The 14,688-nt window shown below is 52.7% G+C and carries 13 protein-coding genes, 2 tRNA genes and 1 rRNA gene; 5 read left to right on the forward strand and 11 right to left on the reverse strand.

The annotated features are described in order from the left end of the window. Window positions 1-259: 259 nt before the first annotated feature. Window positions 260-958 carry an amidohydrolase gene (locus tag BG55_RS23280; protein WP_052018870.1) on the forward strand — a complete coding sequence of 233 codons (699 nt, stop codon included), beginning with the start codon at window positions 260-262 and terminating at the stop codon, window positions 956-958. After that, window positions 855-1,385, forward strand: a complete 531-nt coding sequence (locus BG55_RS23285; protein WP_235192771.1) for a M20/M25/M40 family metallo-hydrolase — start codon at window positions 855-857, stop codon at window positions 1,383-1,385. The genes BG55_RS23280 and BG55_RS23285 overlap by 104 nt, the downstream gene beginning before the upstream one ends. A gap of 50 nt (window positions 1,386-1,435) precedes the next feature. Here the strand turns inward: BG55_RS23285 and ilvC are convergent, their stop codons facing one another. Further along, window positions 1,436-2,914, reverse strand: coding sequence for a ketol-acid reductoisomerase (gene ilvC / locus BG55_RS14650; RefSeq protein ID WP_034938968.1), 1,479 nt, complete (start codon window positions 2,912-2,914; stop codon window positions 1,436-1,438). A gap of 164 nt (window positions 2,915-3,078) precedes the next feature. Between ilvC and ilvY the strand changes: the two genes are divergently transcribed. Then, window positions 3,079-3,960, forward strand: coding sequence for an HTH-type transcriptional activator IlvY (gene ilvY / locus BG55_RS14655; RefSeq protein WP_034938970.1), 882 nt, complete (start codon window positions 3,079-3,081; stop codon window positions 3,958-3,960). On the opposite strand, the gene ilvA is transcribed toward ilvY, so the two are convergent. The 6 genes from ilvA to ilvL all read right to left on the reverse strand — a co-directional run bounded on the left by ilvA (window position 3,961) and on the right by ilvL (window position 10,506). Beyond that, window positions 3,961-5,505 (reverse strand): threonine ammonia-lyase, biosynthetic, encoded by a 1,545-nt coding sequence (gene ilvA, locus BG55_RS14660; protein WP_034938971.1) that lies wholly within the window; start codon window positions 5,503-5,505, stop codon window positions 3,961-3,963. Window positions 5,506-5,510: 5 nt separating this feature from the next. Further along, a complete protein-coding gene (ilvD, locus tag BG55_RS14665; RefSeq protein WP_034938973.1) occupies window positions 5,511-7,361 on the reverse strand; it encodes a dihydroxy-acid dehydratase in 1,851 nt (616 codons plus the stop codon). Between the two features lie 57 nt (window positions 7,362-7,418). Next, window positions 7,419-8,348: a branched-chain amino acid transaminase gene (locus tag BG55_RS14670; protein WP_034938975.1), complete on the reverse strand. Its 930-nt coding sequence runs from the start codon at window positions 8,346-8,348 to the stop codon at window positions 7,419-7,421. A gap of 18 nt (window positions 8,349-8,366) precedes the next feature. Then, on the reverse strand, window positions 8,367-8,624 hold the full coding sequence (gene ilvM, locus BG55_RS14675) for an acetolactate synthase 2 small subunit (RefSeq protein ID WP_034938976.1): 258 nt from the start codon (window positions 8,622-8,624) through the stop codon (window positions 8,367-8,369). Next, a complete protein-coding gene (ilvG, locus tag BG55_RS14680) occupies window positions 8,621-10,267 on the reverse strand; it encodes an acetolactate synthase 2 catalytic subunit (RefSeq protein WP_034938978.1) in 1,647 nt (548 codons plus the stop codon). The genes ilvM and ilvG overlap by 4 nt, the downstream gene beginning before the upstream one ends. 140 nt (window positions 10,268-10,407) lie before the next feature. After that, a complete protein-coding gene (ilvL, locus tag BG55_RS21955) occupies window positions 10,408-10,506 on the reverse strand; it encodes an ilv operon leader peptide (protein WP_071995027.1) in 99 nt (32 codons plus the stop codon). 343 nt (window positions 10,507-10,849) lie between these two features. Here ilvL and BG55_RS14685 point away from each other — a divergent pair, with 343 nt between their 5' ends. Next, window positions 10,850-12,370, forward strand: coding sequence for a YifB family Mg chelatase-like AAA ATPase (locus BG55_RS14685; protein WP_034938987.1), 1,521 nt, complete (start codon window positions 10,850-10,852; stop codon window positions 12,368-12,370). A 94-nt stretch (window positions 12,371-12,464) separates the two neighbouring features. Here the strand turns inward: BG55_RS14685 and BG55_RS14690 are convergent, their stop codons facing one another. Next, on the reverse strand, window positions 12,465-12,803 hold the full coding sequence (locus BG55_RS14690; RefSeq protein WP_034938980.1) for a MaoP family protein: 339 nt from the start codon (window positions 12,801-12,803) through the stop codon (window positions 12,465-12,467). Between the two features lie 121 nt (window positions 12,804-12,924). Here BG55_RS14690 and hdfR point away from each other — a divergent pair, with 121 nt between their 5' ends. Then, window positions 12,925-13,749, forward strand: a complete 825-nt coding sequence (gene hdfR / locus BG55_RS14695; protein WP_034938989.1) for an HTH-type transcriptional regulator HdfR — start codon at window positions 12,925-12,927, stop codon at window positions 13,747-13,749. Between the two features lie 296 nt (window positions 13,750-14,045). On the opposite strand, the gene BG55_RS14700 is transcribed toward hdfR, so the two are convergent. The 3 genes from BG55_RS14700 to rrf form a co-directional block, all read right to left on the reverse strand. Then, a tRNA-Trp gene (locus BG55_RS14700) sits at window positions 14,046-14,121 on the reverse strand. Window positions 14,122-14,128: 7 nt separating this feature from the next. Beyond that, window positions 14,129-14,205: transfer RNA gene (locus BG55_RS14705), tRNA-Asp, on the reverse strand. A 124-nt stretch (window positions 14,206-14,329) separates the two neighbouring features. Further along, window positions 14,330-14,445, reverse strand: a 5S ribosomal RNA gene (gene rrf, locus BG55_RS14710). Window positions 14,446-14,688 lie beyond the last annotated feature (243 nt).

Raw genomic sequence — 14,688 nt, forward strand, 5'->3', positions numbered from 1 at the left:
CATCAACCGGCTGACGTTCCTGCAACCACATATCGGTGGTTACGCCTTTTAAGCCACGATAAACCCGCCCGTTCTCTTCTCCCCTTCTGCTTAATTTGTGAACGCTCTCCCTTTCCGCAGCGAAAAATGAGCTTTAGGTTTGACCGGCAGGCTTCGGCATATTTATAGTGTTAAACAAGATTAAAAATATAATTTTCAATAATTTATATTTTATCGTAACGGCCGGATCGCCGTTTTATCTGCACACAAGGAGAGAGTTATGCATCCGCTTCATCAGGCCCTTGCGGCGAGAAAAAGCAGCTGGGTGGCATTCCGTCGTGATCTACACCAGCACCCTGAAATCGGTTTTGATCAGTTTCGCACCCGTGATTTAGTGGCCTCACAGCTTGAAAAAATGGGTTTCAGCATCAGTCATCAATCGGACACCACCGGCGTGATAGCTACGCTCAGGGCGGGTACAGGGGACAAAGTGCTGGCGATACGCGCAGAGATGGATGCGCTGCCGCTACAGGAAGAGAGCGGCAAAGCCTGGAGTAGTAAAACCACCGGAAAGTTTCACGGTTGTGGTCATGACGGACATGTCGCCATTTTATTATGTGCCGCCGAATATCTGGCAGAGCATCGACCATTTGACGGCACCCTGCATCTGATTTTCCAGCCAGCGGCGGAGCTGCTGTATGGTAGCAGAGTGATGCTTGCAGAGGGGCTGTTTGCACAATTCCCCTGTGATGCTGTGTTTGCCCTGCATACCATGCCGGGGCTGCCCGAAGGCGCTTTTCATTTCAGGTCCGGTGCCATGATGGCCTCCTGCGATACCCTGAATATTGAAATAAGCGCCAGCGGTGGCCAGGCTGATGCCTCTTCTGACTGCCGCTCAGATCAAAACTTTTATTGTCAGAAAGGCGTCACTCTTCGGGCCGTCCACTATTATCTCCGGCGAAATTCAGTCCGACAGTAATCCAGGCCAACTCTCACGGCTAAAACTTCGCGTCGGAACGCTTGATCCACAGCGCCGCGAGCAGTTACTGCATCGTATTGAGGATGAGGTTCACGCCCAGGCGAAAAAGGTAAACACCACCGCGAGGGTGAGGCACATCAACGGCTGCCCGGTGCTGTTTAATGCTGCTGAGGAGACGGCATTCGCTATCAGTGTTGCCAGAGAGCTGGTCGATGAATCCCTGATTTGCACAGATACACCGCCACTTACACGAAGTGAAGACTTCGCTTTTATGCTGGACGAGAATCCGCAAGGGGCTTATCTGATGATCGGTGCAGGAGAAGGCCCGATGCTTCACCACCCTGCTTATGACTTTAATGATGAGTTAATTATTCCTGCGGCAGCCTACTGGTGCCTGCTTGCCAGCCGTTTTCTGGCAACTGCATAAGGGGAAAGAAGGAGGGGCAGCTGGCCATCACTGACCAGCTGCAAGAGAGATTAACCTGCGACCGCAATACGTTTCATGTCGGTCATGTAGCCACGCAGTTTGCGGCCTACCGCTTCAATCGGATGGTGACGAATCGCTTCGTTCACATCGCGTAACTGGGCATTATCCACCGTTGCCGAAGCTGCACCCGCTTTACCGAGGTCGCCCGCCTGCAAAGTGGTCATGAATTCTTTCAGCAGGGGAACCGCCGCATAAGAGAACAGGTAGTTACCATATTCTGCGGTATCGGAAATCACCACGTTCATTTCGTACAGGCGCTTACGGGCAATGGTGTTGGCAATCAGCGGCAGCTCATGCAGGGACTCGTAATAAGCTGATTCTTCGATGATGCCCGCATCAACCATGGTTTCGAAGGCCAGCTCAACGCCTGCTTTCACCATAGCAACCATCACCACGCCTTCATCAAAGTAATCCTGCTCGGCAATTTTGCCTTCGAACTGTGGTGCCGTTTCAAACGCCGTTTTACCGGTTTCTTCACGCCAGCCCAGCAGTTTCTTATCGTCATTAGCCCAGTCAGCCATCATGCCGGAAGAAAATTCACCAGAGATGATGTCATCCATATGCTTCTGGAACAGCGGAGCCATAATAGTTTTCAGCTGCTCAGACAGGGCAAAAGCACGCAGTTTTGCCGGATTGGACAGACGGTCCATCATCAGCGTGATCCCGCCCTGTTTCAGCGCTTCGGTGATGGTTTCCCAACCAAACTGGATCAGCTTTTCCGCGTAAGCCGCGTCAGTACCTTCTGCCACCAGCTTATCGAAGCACAGCAGAGAGCCCGCCTGCAACATACCGCACAGGATGGTCTGCTCGCCCATCAGGTCAGATTTCACTTCGGCGACGAAGGACGATTCCAGTACACCTGCACGATGACCACCCGTTGCCGCAGCCCAGGCTTTAGCGATCGCCATGCCTTCGCCTTTCGGATCGTTCTCCGGATGCACCGCAATAAGGGTTGGCACGCCGAAGCCACGTTTGTATTCTTCACGCACTTCCGTACCCGGACACTTCGGCGCAACCATCACCACGGTCAGGTCTTTACGCACCTGCTCACCCACTTCAACGATGTTGAAGCCGTGAGAGTAACCCAGGGCCGCACCGTCTTTCATCAGCGGCTGAACAGCCTGCACCACAGCGCTGTGCTGCTTGTCCGGAGTCAGGTTAACCACCAGGTCAGCCTGCGGGATCAGTTCTTCGTAAGTCCCAACTTTGAAACCGTTTTCGGTCGCTTTACGCCAGGATGCACGCTTTTCAGCGATGGCTTCTGCGCGCAGGGCATAAGCGATATCCAGACCAGAATCACGCATGTTCAGGCCCTGGTTCAGACCCTGAGCACCACAGCCAACGATGACGACTTTTTTACCTTTCAGGTAGCTGGCTTCATCAGCGAATTCATCACGCGCCATAAAGCGGCATTTACCTAATTGCGCTAACTGGTTGCGCAGGTTCAAAGTATTGAAATAGTTAGCCATGGGTACTCCGTATAAGATTGTCTTGATTTTATCGTAGTCAGTGACACCGCCAGCGGCTCACTCTGTATAACCCCTATCATATGACAGGAAATGCATTGCTTAAATTGATATATTAACAACGTGACATTGCAGAAAATGCAACGCTGAAATGAGGTTCCCGGAATATGGATTTACGCGATCTGAAACTGTTTCTGAATCTGGCCGAAAGCCGCCATTTTGGCCGAAGTGCCAGGGCAATGCATGTCAGTCCTTCGACGCTGTCCCGACAAATCCAGCGGCTGGAGGAAGATCTGGGACAGGCGCTGTTTCTGCGGGATAACCGTACCGTCACGCTAACCGATGCCGGGGAACAGCTGCGTCAGTTTGCCCAGCAAACGCTGCTGCACTATCAGCAACTGCGCCATGTCATCGGCCAGAACGGCCCGTCACTGAGCGGCGAACTGCGGCTGTTCTGTTCGGTAACGGCGGCTTACAGTCACCTGCCTCCCATTCTTGACCGCTTCCGTGCTGAGCATCCTCTGGTTGAAATCAAGCTCACCACTGGCGATGCCGCCGATGCGGTGGAGAAAGTACAGAGTACCGAGGCCGACATTGCCATTGCCGGACGACCCGCAACGTTGCCCTCCAGTATCAGCTTTACCCCTTTGGGATTGATCCCACTGGTGCTGATTGCACCAGCGCTGCCGTGCCCGGTTCGCAGCCAGGCCACTCAGCCAGAACCTGACTGGTCAGAAATCCCCTTCATCCTGCCTGACCAGGGACCGGCACGACAGCGAATTGACCTGTGGTTTCGTCGTCGTCGCATTGCCAATCCATTGATTTATGCCACGGTTTCCGGGCATGAGGCGATTGTGTCGATGGTGGCACTGGGATGTGGTATCGCGTTGCTGCCGGACGTGGTGCTGGAGAACAGCCCGGAACCGGTGCGTAAGCGGATTCTGGAACTGGAAAATGTTGAGATGGTCGCGCCGTTTGAACTGGGTATTTGCGTACAAAAAAAGCGGCTCGATGAGCCGCTGATTAATGCTTTCTGGAGCCTGATGTAGCTAACCGGCAAGAAAAAAACTGAACGCCGGATTAGCCGTTTCATCATGAAAGTCGTAGCCCAGCGCCTGAAGATGCTCTTCAAACTGTGGTTCGTTTTCGTCAAGCTCAAAACCGGCCAGCACGCGACCATAGTCGGTACCATGACTGCGGTAATGAAACAGCGAAATATTCCAGTGTGTGCCCAGGGTTTGCAGAAAGCGTAACAGCGCACCGGGTGCTTCAGGGAATTCAAAGCTGAACAGCCGCTCGCGCAGGGGTTTCGACGGACGTCCACCCACCATGTAGCGAACATGCAACTTTGCCATCTCATCGTCGGAGAGATCGACCACCTTATAGCCGCCTTCATCCAGCAATTTCAGGATTTCGCCCCGCTCCTCCAGCCCGCGTGTCAGGCGCACGCCGACAAAAATACAGGCGTTGTCAGCATTGGCGTAACGATAATTAAACTCGGTGACGGAACGACCGCCTAGCAGATGACAGAAGTTCAGAAAACTGCCTTTCTGTTCCGGAATGGTCACTGCCAGCAGGGCTTCACGCTGTTCACCCAGTTCGCAACGCTCAGAGACATAGCGCAGACCGTGAAAATTAACGTTGGCGCCGGACAGAATGTGTGCCAGACGTTCGCCCCTGATCTGCTGCTGCTGAATGTACTTTTTCATCCCGGCCAGCGCCAGCACACCAGAAGGTTCCGCTACAGCCCGCACATCTTCAAACAGATCCTTCATTGCCGCGCAGATAGCATCGCTGTCCACGGTAATGATGTCATCGAGATATTCCTGACAAAGACGGAAGGTTTCGCTGCCGATGCGCTTTACTGCCACCCCTTCAGCAAACAGCCCGACGCGAGGCAAATCTACAGGATGCCCCGCATCCAGTGCCGCTTTCAGACAGGCGGAATCTTCCGCCTCGACGGCGATGACTTTGATTTGTGGCATCAGCTGTTTAATCAGCACCGCCACGCCAGCCACCAGTCCGCCACCGCCGACCGGGACAAAGATTCTGTCGATGTGCGCATCCTGCTGCAACAGCTCCATCGCCAGCGTACCCTGACCGGCAATCACCATCGGATGATCGAAAGGCGGCACAAAGGTGTATCCCTGCTGTTCAGCCAGTTCGATCGCCTTTGCTTTTGCCTCATCGAAGTTGGCACCAAACAGGTAAACCTCACCGCCAAACGCCCGCACCGCATCCACTTTGATATCAGCGGTAGCCACCGGCATCACAATCAGGGATTTAATACCCATCCGGGTCGCCGACAGCGCCACACCCTGAGCATGATTGCCCGCCGAGGCAGTGATCACCCCGCGCGCTTTCTGCTCTTCACTCAACGTTGCCATCATCGCGTAAGCCCCGCGCAGCTTAAAACTGTGCACCGGCTGACGATCTTCACGCTTTACCAGGATGATGTTATTAAGACGGGATGAGATCTTCTCCATCTTCTGCAACGGGGTAATCTGCGCCACTTCATACACCGGCGAGCGAAGGATCGCCCGCAGATACTCCGCGCCACAAGGCTCGGCGGGCAGCGGTTGAGATTCAGCCATGTTTATCAGCCTCCCAGCTTGCTCTTATCACGGACCGCACCTTTGTCTGCGCTGGTAGCCAGCAAGGCATAAGCACGCAACGCGAACGATACCTGACGCTGACGATCATGAGGGGTGTAAGCCGCTTCGCCGCGCGCCTCTTCCTGCTCACGCCGGGCGTGCAGTTCGCTGTCTGGCACGTCCAGTTTGATGCCACGATTCGGAATGTCGATATCAATCATATCGCCGTCCTTCACCAGCGCGATGGTGCCGCCACTCGCTGCCTCCGGAGAAGCATGGCCAATAGACAGCCCGGAGGTGCCACCAGAGAAACGTCCGTCGGTGATTAATGCGCAGCTCTTGCCCAGACCCATCGATTTCAGATAGGTAGTGGGATAGAGCATTTCCTGCATACCCGGCCCACCTTTTGGTCCTTCGTAGCGAATCACCACCACGTCGCCAGCTACCACTTTACCGCCCAGAATAGCGGCAACGGCATCATCCTGGCTTTCATAAACTTTGGCCGGTCCCCGGAAGGTCAGACTGTCTTTGTCCACCCCGGCGGTCTTCACAATACAGCCATCTTCAGCCATGTTGCCGTAAAGAACAGCCAGACCGCCGTCCTGACTGAAGGCAAATTCACGGGAACGAATGCAGCCCTCCTGGCGGTCATCATCCAGCGTTTCCCAACGGGTATCCTGCGAGAATGCCTGGGTAGTACGAATGCCCGCAGGTCCCGCACGGAACATTTTCTTAACCGCGTCATCTTTGGTCAGCATGATGTCATAGCTATCCAGCGTCTCTTGCAGGCTCAGCCCCAGCACGTTTCTGACGCTGTTGTCCATCAGCCCCGCACGACTCAGCTCACCGAGAATACCGATGACGCCACCCGCACGGTGGACATCTTCCATATGGTATTTCTGGGTGCTGGGTGCCACTTTGCATAAATGCGGAACTTTGCGGGACAAACGGTCGATATCGGAGATATTGAAATCAATCTCACCTTCCTGCGCCGCGGCAAGCAGATGTAAAACGGTATTGGTTGAGCCACCCATCGCGATATCCAGCGTCATGGCGTTTTCGAAAGCGGCTTTGTTGGCAATGCTGCGTGGTAGTACGCTCTCGTCATCCTGCTCGTAATAACGTTTTGCCAGACCGACAATGCGCCTGCCGGCATTAAGAAACAGGTCTTTACGATCGGCATGGGTGGCCAGCAGTGAACCGTTGCCAGGCTGCGACAGACCCAATGCTTCGGTCAGACAGTTCATGGAGTTGGCGGTAAACATCCCGGAACATGACCCGCAGGTTGGACAGGCCGAACGTTCAATCTGCTCACTGTCAGCGTCACTGACGTTTGGGTTTGCCCCCTGAATCATCGCATCAACCAGATCCAGTTTGATGATTTTGTCGGAAAGTTTGGTTTTACCGGCCTCCATAGGACCACCTGAAACGAAAATCACCGGAATGTTCAGACGCAGAGAAGCCATCAGCATTCCGGGGGTGATTTTGTCACAGTTGGAGATGCAGACCATCGCATCAGCACAATGGGCGTTGACCATATACTCCACGGAGTCAGCGATTAACTCACGTGAAGGAAGGGAATAAAGCATGCCGCCATGCCCCATCGCGATACCATCATCCACGGCAATGGTGTTGAACTCTTTAGCCACACCACCTGAGGCTTCAATCTGCCCGGCGACCAGTTTACCCAAATCACGCAGGTGCACGTGTCCCGGCACAAACTGGGTGAACGAGTTAACCACGGCAATAATCGGTTTGCCGAAATCATCATCGGTCATTCCGGTGGCGCGCCACAAGGCACGGGCACCCGCCATATTACGGCCATGAGTGGTGGTGGCGGAACGGTACTTAGGCATGCTCATACTCCAGAATCAGATAGTACACGGGCGTCAAATGACGCCCGCAAAATGTCGTTATTGTGGGTTAACCGGATCCAGCCAGCCCCATTTGTCTTCAGTTTCGCCAGTGAACAGGCCAAAGAAGGCAGCCTGAATACGGGCAGTGACCGGACCGCGTTTACCTTCACCAACCTGAATACGGTCTACGCTACGAACCGGGGTGATCTCGGCTGCAGTACCGGACATGAAGACTTCGTCGGCCAGATACAGCGACTCACGCGACAGTACCTGCTCACGCACCTCGATGCCCATATCCTGCGCCAGCTTAATGATCGCATCACGGGTAATGCCTGGCAGTGCAGATGAAGTGAACGGCGGCGTAAACAGGACGCCATCTTTCACTTCAAACAGGTTCTCACCTGCGCCTTCGGAAATATAACCGTGGGTGTCCAGGGCGATACCTTCCTGGTAGCCGTGGCGACGTGCCTCACTGCCTACCAGCAAAGAAGAGAGATAATTTCCGCCGGCTTTAGCCGCGGTTGGCAGCGTATTGGGTGCAACACGGTTCCAGGATGAAACCATCGCGTCGATCCCCTGCTCCAGCGCTTCGGCACCCAGATAGGCTCCCCATGGGAAAGCAGCAATAATCACGTCGGTGCTGTAGCCATCTGGTGGGTTAACGCCAAGCCCCACATCTCCAACAAACACTAAAGGACGAATGTAAGCACTTTTCAGGTTATTGACACGCAGTACCTCACGGCAGGCTGCCATCAGCTCATCCACGCTTTGTTTGACCGGGAAACGGTAGATTTTTGCAGAATCACGCAGGCGCTGCATGTGTTCACGATGGCGGAAGACGACAGGTCCTTTGTGCGAGTCATAGCAACGGACACCTTCGAAAACAGAGGTACCATAATGCAGTGCGTGGGACATCACGCTGACCTTTGCTTCTTCCCACTTAACCATCTCGCCATTGAACCAGATAAAGTCGGCTTTCTTCGTCATTCTTATTTCCTTTCACGCTCAGGCGCGGATTTGTTGTGTTGTCTGTTGGTGGATCTGGACGTTCGCGACATCCATAAGTTTGTTAAGTTGTGTTGACAGTAAATCGACTGAGCGCTGACTGGCAACGGTCATTTCAATATTAACATTGTCGGTATTGCCCGCCGAAGCCAGATTCATGGTACACACCCGAAAGCCACGGTGACGAACGACACGTAAAATGCGCTCCAGTATTTCCGGACGAAAGCGCGCTTCGATAGACAAGTGATGCTGCATCATAAAATTTTCTCCATCATATTTTCGTTGCTTGCGCCCGGCGGTACCAGAGGCCAGACGTTTTCATGTTCGTCAATGGCGACATGAAGCATGTAAGGACCTTCGCTGTGCAACAAGGCGTCTAATGCAGCATCAACCTGGTCTTTACGGGTGATACGCTGGCCTGGAATATCAAAAGCGCTTGCCAGCATCAGGAAATCGGGATTGTCGGACAGGTTGGTTTCACTGTAACGCTCTGAAAAAAACAGCTGTTGCCACTGCCGCACCATCCCAAGACGCTGGTTATCCAGCAGAACGATTTTTACCGGAAGCTGTTTACGTTTTATGGTTCCCAGTTCCTGCACGTTCATCATAAAAGAACCGTCACCGGAGACACAGATTACCGTGTCTTGCGGACGAGCAACCTGCGCACCTACGGCTGCTGGCAGGCCGAAGCCCATCGTACCCAGACCACTGGAGGTAATGAAATTTTCCGGGCGAGAGAAGCGCATATGCTGAGCAGCCCACATCTGATGCTGACCCACATCGGTGGTCACAATCGCACTGGCCGGTTTGCGATCGGACAATTGCTTAAGAAACAGAGGAGCATAAATAGCATCCCCCGGATGGTCATAACGCCAGCCGTGTTCCGCTTTCATACCCTGGACATGTTCGCGCCAGGCGGCGATGTTTACCGGATGATACAGATCGGGCAGCAGTTTATTGAGGTCCCCTTGCAGGGCAACATGAGACTGGCGCAGCTTATTCAGTTCGGCAGGATCGATATCCATATGGATGACGCTGGCATTGGGTGCGAACTCGTTCAGCTTACCAGTGACACGATCATCAAAACGGGCGCCCACGGCAATTAACAAATCACACTGCTGCACGGCAAAATTAGCCGCTTTGGTGCCATGCATCCCTAACATTCCCAGATAGCAGACATCCTCTGCATCCGGTGTACCCAGACCTTTCAGGGTGGCAACAACAGGAATGCCGGTTTCTCTGGCAAATGCTCGCAGCGCCTCAACGGCATTCGCCATGCCAACACCACCTCCCACATACAGAATGGGCTTCTGTGCCTGAGCCAACATTGCACGAGCCTGTTGCAGTTGCTGGTGAGGATGCGCAACCTCATCTTCAACCGGAATAAGGTGCGCACTGAGATCGCCTGAAGCCAGCTGTATATCTTTTGGAATGTCAATGAGCACCGGACCCGGTCGGCCAGACTGAGCGATGGCGAATGCTTCAGCCATCACCGTGGGTAACTCTTCGAGCGATTCCACCAGAAAACTGTGCTTGGTGCAGGCCAGTGACAGGCCCAGCACGTCAATTTCCTGGAAAGCATCGGTACCAATCAGCCCTCCGGCTACCTGACCAGTAATTGCAACCACCGGAACAGAGTCCAGTAACGCATCAGCAAGGCCGGTAATCAGATTGGTTGCGCCCGGCCCGGAAGTCGCAATACAGACCCCCACTTTGCCTGTTGAACGAGCGTAACCAATAGCAGCCATAGCCGCACCTTGCTCATGACGGCACAACAGATGTTCAACGCCGCCGTCGTATAGCGCGTCGTAGACGGGCATAATTGCTCCACCGGGGTAGCCAAAAACTGTTTCAACTCCCTGCCCACGCAATGCCTGAACCACCCACTGTGCACCATTCATAGTTATTTCCCCGCCTCTGGCTGGGAAATGCAGCATTTTATTCTACTGTTCATTTCCTAATCCTCTGTCATTAATACCTTGCCGAAAAAAAACCCCCGGACCTTTCGGTGCGGGGGTTCTTTCGAAATCAGGCTTGATTTTTAAGCCTTTCTTCCTCCGAGCGTAGCCCCGCACGGCGTGACAATAATCACGACGACGCTAATGACGACCAGGCTTAGAACTCGTAGAAGGGCTTTCATTTGTGTTTGGTAATTTCGCTTTAACGAAGTAATGCCTACAGAGTTATCACAGTTTGCTGCCGACATTCAACTTTTTTAATCATTTTATTTTAAGGTAATCCTTAAAATTTCGGTAAAACCAAAGGGTATTCAGGTAATAACCTCAATATTGAAAATTATTCATTTTCCACGGTATATGGCCTGCTGCCATGCAGACAATTTTCATAATCTGCGATCGTTCTCTGTAATCTGTTGCAATCCGGAGCGGTCAGGAAGGAATGTTTGCGCGCAGCCTGCAACAGTTTTTAATTCCGCATCGAATCTTCAAGCCAGACATCGCACACTTCGCTCTAATAAGGAGCGTCTGATGTTATCCATAACTTATACCCGTGCGGCCATTGGTGTGGAAGCACCTCTGGTTTCTGTTGAAGTCCATCTGAGCAATGGTCTGCCTGCCCTTGCCCTGGTCGGTTTGCCGGAAGCGACGGTTAAGGAAGCACGTGAACGTGTACGCAGTGCGCTTATCAACTGCGGATTCACTTTTCCGGCCAGGCGTATTACGGTCAACCTGGCACCCGCAGATCTTCCTAAAGAGGGAGGACGTTATGACCTGCCAATTGCCATCGCCATTCTGGCCGCATCAGAACAAATCGCCTCAGACAAGCTGGGGCAATATGAATTTCTGGGGGAACTTGCCCTGACCGGCGCGGTCAGGGGAGTTCAGGGAGCCATTCCCGCTGCAATGGCCGCTATTGCGGCTAAGCGAAAGTTGATCCTTTCCAGTGATAATCAGTCAGAGGCTGGGCTGCTACAACATGGAAGCTGCCTGCTCAGTGCCGAACTTCTGGAAGTCTGTGCATTTCTCAATAATCAGGCAGAACTAAAGTCAGCTCACTCCCCTCCCCAGGCTGCCTTCTCCAGGCAGGGCGATCTGCTCGACATTATTGGGCAGCAGCAGGCCAAAAGAGCACTTGAGATTACCGCGGCCGGAGGACATAACTTATTGTTAATTGGACCTCCGGGCACGGGTAAAACTATGCTGGCCAGTCGGCTTCCAGGTCTGATGCCCCCTTTAAGCGATCATGAGGCACTGGAGAGCGCAGCCATTGCCAGTCTGGTCAATGGCGAGGATATACAGAGACAATGGCGTCAGCGGCCTTTCAGAGCGCCTCACCATACTTCTTCCCGTTATGCTCTGGTTGGTGGTGGATCTTTACCAAAACCAGGGGAAATTTCTATGGCGCACAATGGCATCCTGTTTCTGGATGAATTACCAGAATTTGAGCGTAAAACGCTGGATGCCTTACGGGAGCCTATCGAAGCAGGCGTAATATGTCTCTCTCGGGCACGAGCCAGAGTAATTTATCCTGCTCGTTTTCAGTTAGTCGCCGCGATGAATCCCAGCCCCACCGGACATTACAGCGGTCCCCATAATCGCAGCACGCCACAGCAGACACTGCGTTACCTGAGTCGTCTGTCAGGACCTTTTCTGGACCGTTTTGATTTGTCGCTGGAAGTTCCTCTTCTGCCACCGGGCACGCTCAGCAATACGCCCACTTACAGTGAATCAAGTGAAACGGTGCGCAGGCGGGTACATGAAGCGCGTGCGCGGCAGCTTGCGCGCTCAGGGATGATCAATCAGGCCCTCGGGCCCGATGACATAAAGCGGGTCTGTCATATCTCTCAGGGAGATGCCCGGTGGCTGGAAGAGGTGTTGAACCGCCTGGGATTATCAGTTCGCGCATGGCAACGAATACTGAAGGTCGCCCGCACAATTGCTGATGTCGCTGGTGAAGAGAAGATACAGCGTGAACATTTGCATGAAGCTCTGAGCTATCGTGCGATTGACAGGCTACTTATCCATTTGCAGAAAAATTTGTCGTGAGCCTGTGCGGGAAAGGGCTGGTCGTGTTGTGATTAAATTCACGGTGAAAGGTTGCTGATAAACAATCAATAAAGGGGCTGAAGCCCCTTTATTCTTATTCCTCGCTGTCCGAGTAATCTTCCACTCCTTCCATCTGCGGCTTGCCGCCAGACAGCGTATGGAAGCGTTTGGGGCGTTTAATACGCGCCATATATTTCGACCAGACTCGTTCTGCCTCAGTTTGCGCCTCGCGGATGCCACGACACACTTCAACGAACAGGCGTTCCTCTTCGGTTATGGGTTCACGCTTTGCCAGATCCAACTCGTTAAAAGCATATCCGTGGCGCTCAAGAAGTTGGGCTTCCTTGATGGTGAAATCACCGTGTCGGGAGAATCCGCGCGGGTAATGTTTGTTATCAAAAAAACGATTAGTTGTTGCGAAGCTTTCCGCCATTTTACACGCTCCTAACTCTTTTATGGCCGTGCTATTTATGGCGCGGAGTATTAGATACGCTTGACAGAGTGTAAAACAAAACATTTAAATCATAACGACAAATGTTTTTTTGGAGATGGATGTGGATACGGAATTACTTAAAACCTTTCTGGAAGTGAGCAGAACTCGCCACTTTGGACGTGCCGCTGAAGCGCTCTATCTCACCCAGTCTGCCGTCAGCTTCCGCATCAGGCAGCTCGAAAATCAGTTGGGAGTGAATCTTTTTACCCGACATCGGAATAATATCAGGCTGACTTCGGCTGGCGAACGCCTGCTTCCTTATGCCGAAAGCCTGATGAGTACATGGCTTATGGCGAAGAAGGAAGTGTCGCACACCCAACAGCATAATGAACTGTCAATAGGTGCCAGTGCATCGCTGTGGGAGGCTTATCTTACGCCATGGCTCAGGACGCTCTATGAGAACAGGGAAAGCCTTCACCTTGAGGCCCGTGTGGCGCAGCGTCATTTGCTCGTCAAACAACTTCATGAACGCCAGTTGGATCTGCTAATTACGACTGAAGCTCCCAAAATGGACGAGTTGACCAGCCAGCAAATAGGGCATATTACTCTGTCGCTGTTTCGTTCAGGGAGATCGGATAAATGCGAAAAATATGACTATATCAAACTGGAATGGGGAGCAGATTTTCATCAGCACGAGAGCTATCTGGCAGGTGCTGACGATGTACCGGTGCTGACAACCACCTCTGCGCATCTTACCAGAGAGCTGTTACATACTACTGATTCCTGTGCTTTTTTGCCGGAAATATGGCACAAAGACTATCCGGATCTCATCACCATGCCGGATACACCTGTTGCAGTTCGCCCATTGTATGCTGTCTGGCTGCAAAACAGCGATCAGCAAACGCACATTCGCCAGTTGTTAAAGTACCCTGTCAACACTCAGTAATATTTTTCAATAACGGCAGTACTCTATTATCCCGAGCATTTCCGCTGAACATTAAAGATATTTGCAAGCAAAAGAGGCACATACAATCCACCTGTACAACGGGTGGGTTTTATATGCTTTGCTGAATGCTGACATAAAGATTATTACTTCATGATTAATATATTTTTCATTAACCATCAGGGGAGTGGGGGAGTGACAGAACTTGAAGTGACGGTATGGGAACTGTTGTCTTGCGATTATAGCTGAAGGGTTTTTTGGGCAAAAAAAAATCCTTTACCGAAGTAAAGGACCATTTCTGGCAGGGGCGGAGGGACTCGAACCCCCAACACCCGGTTTTGGAGACCGGTGCTCTACCAATTGAACTACGCCCCTAAAAGGGTGGCGGAACGGACGGGGCTCGAACCCGCGACCCCCTGCGTGACAGGCAGGTATTCTAACCAACTGAACTACCGCTCCACCGATTCTGTACTGAACTCAGAATGTTGCTTCCGATATCAGGTATTACTTATTCCTTTCATGTCACCTGAAAGGTTTGAAGTTACGAACGGTCATATCACCTTTTCGTATCTTCTTATATGATGCCTGGCAGTTCCCTACTCTCGCATGGGGAGACCCCACACTACCATCGGCGCTACGGCGTTTCACTTCTGAGTTCGGCATGGGGTCAGGTGGGACCACCGCGCTACGGCCGCCAGGCAAATTCTTTGTGCTCGGAACGAATCTTTTACGCCGATGCCGCGTTGCTCTCCCTCGCGCCGCTCCGTCACATACCCACGTATGCTCCGTCCCGTCGTCTCAGTCGGCGCCTCGCCTCCGCGCAAAATCTTTCGTTCCCGCTAATTCTTTATCCGTCACAAGCTGAAAATTATTCACTGTCTCTCAACAGAACGCCTCTGGCGTTGTAAGGTTAAGCCTCTCGGGTCATTAGTACCGGTCAGC

Source organism: Erwinia mallotivora, from assembly GCF_000590885.1.
In the GTDB taxonomy this organism is placed as follows: domain Bacteria; phylum Pseudomonadota; class Gammaproteobacteria; order Enterobacterales; family Enterobacteriaceae; genus Erwinia; species Erwinia mallotivora.

Coding starts and splice junctions, on each gene's coding strand:
- ilvA (WP_034938971.1), bottom strand. CDS start 5,505: ATGGCTGAATCTCAACCGCTGCCCGCCGAGCCTTGTGGCGCGGAGTAT.
- BG55_RS23280 (WP_052018870.1), top strand. CDS start 260: ATGCATCCGCTTCATCAGGCCCTTGCGGCGAGAAAAAGCAGCTGGGTG.
- ilvM (WP_034938976.1), bottom strand. CDS start 8,624: ATGATGCAGCATCACTTGTCTATCGAAGCGCGCTTTCGTCCGGAAATA.
- BG55_RS14670 (WP_034938975.1), bottom strand. CDS start 8,348: ATGACGAAGAAAGCCGACTTTATCTGGTTCAATGGCGAGATGGTTAAG.
- ilvC (WP_034938968.1), bottom strand. CDS start 2,914: ATGGCTAACTATTTCAATACTTTGAACCTGCGCAACCAGTTAGCGCAA.
- ilvD (WP_034938973.1), bottom strand. CDS start 7,361: ATGCCTAAGTACCGTTCCGCCACCACCACTCATGGCCGTAATATGGCG.
- BG55_RS14690 (WP_034938980.1), bottom strand. CDS start 12,803: ATGGCGGAAAGCTTCGCAACAACTAATCGTTTTTTTGATAACAAACAT.
- ilvL (WP_071995027.1), bottom strand. CDS start 10,506: ATGAAAGCCCTTCTACGAGTTCTAAGCCTGGTCGTCATTAGCGTCGTC.
- ilvY (WP_034938970.1), top strand. CDS start 3,079: ATGGATTTACGCGATCTGAAACTGTTTCTGAATCTGGCCGAAAGCCGC.
- BG55_RS23285 (WP_235192771.1), top strand. CDS start 855: ATGCCTCTTCTGACTGCCGCTCAGATCAAAACTTTTATTGTCAGAAAG.
- ilvG (WP_034938978.1), bottom strand. CDS start 10,267: ATGAATGGTGCACAGTGGGTGGTTCAGGCATTGCGTGGGCAGGGAGTT.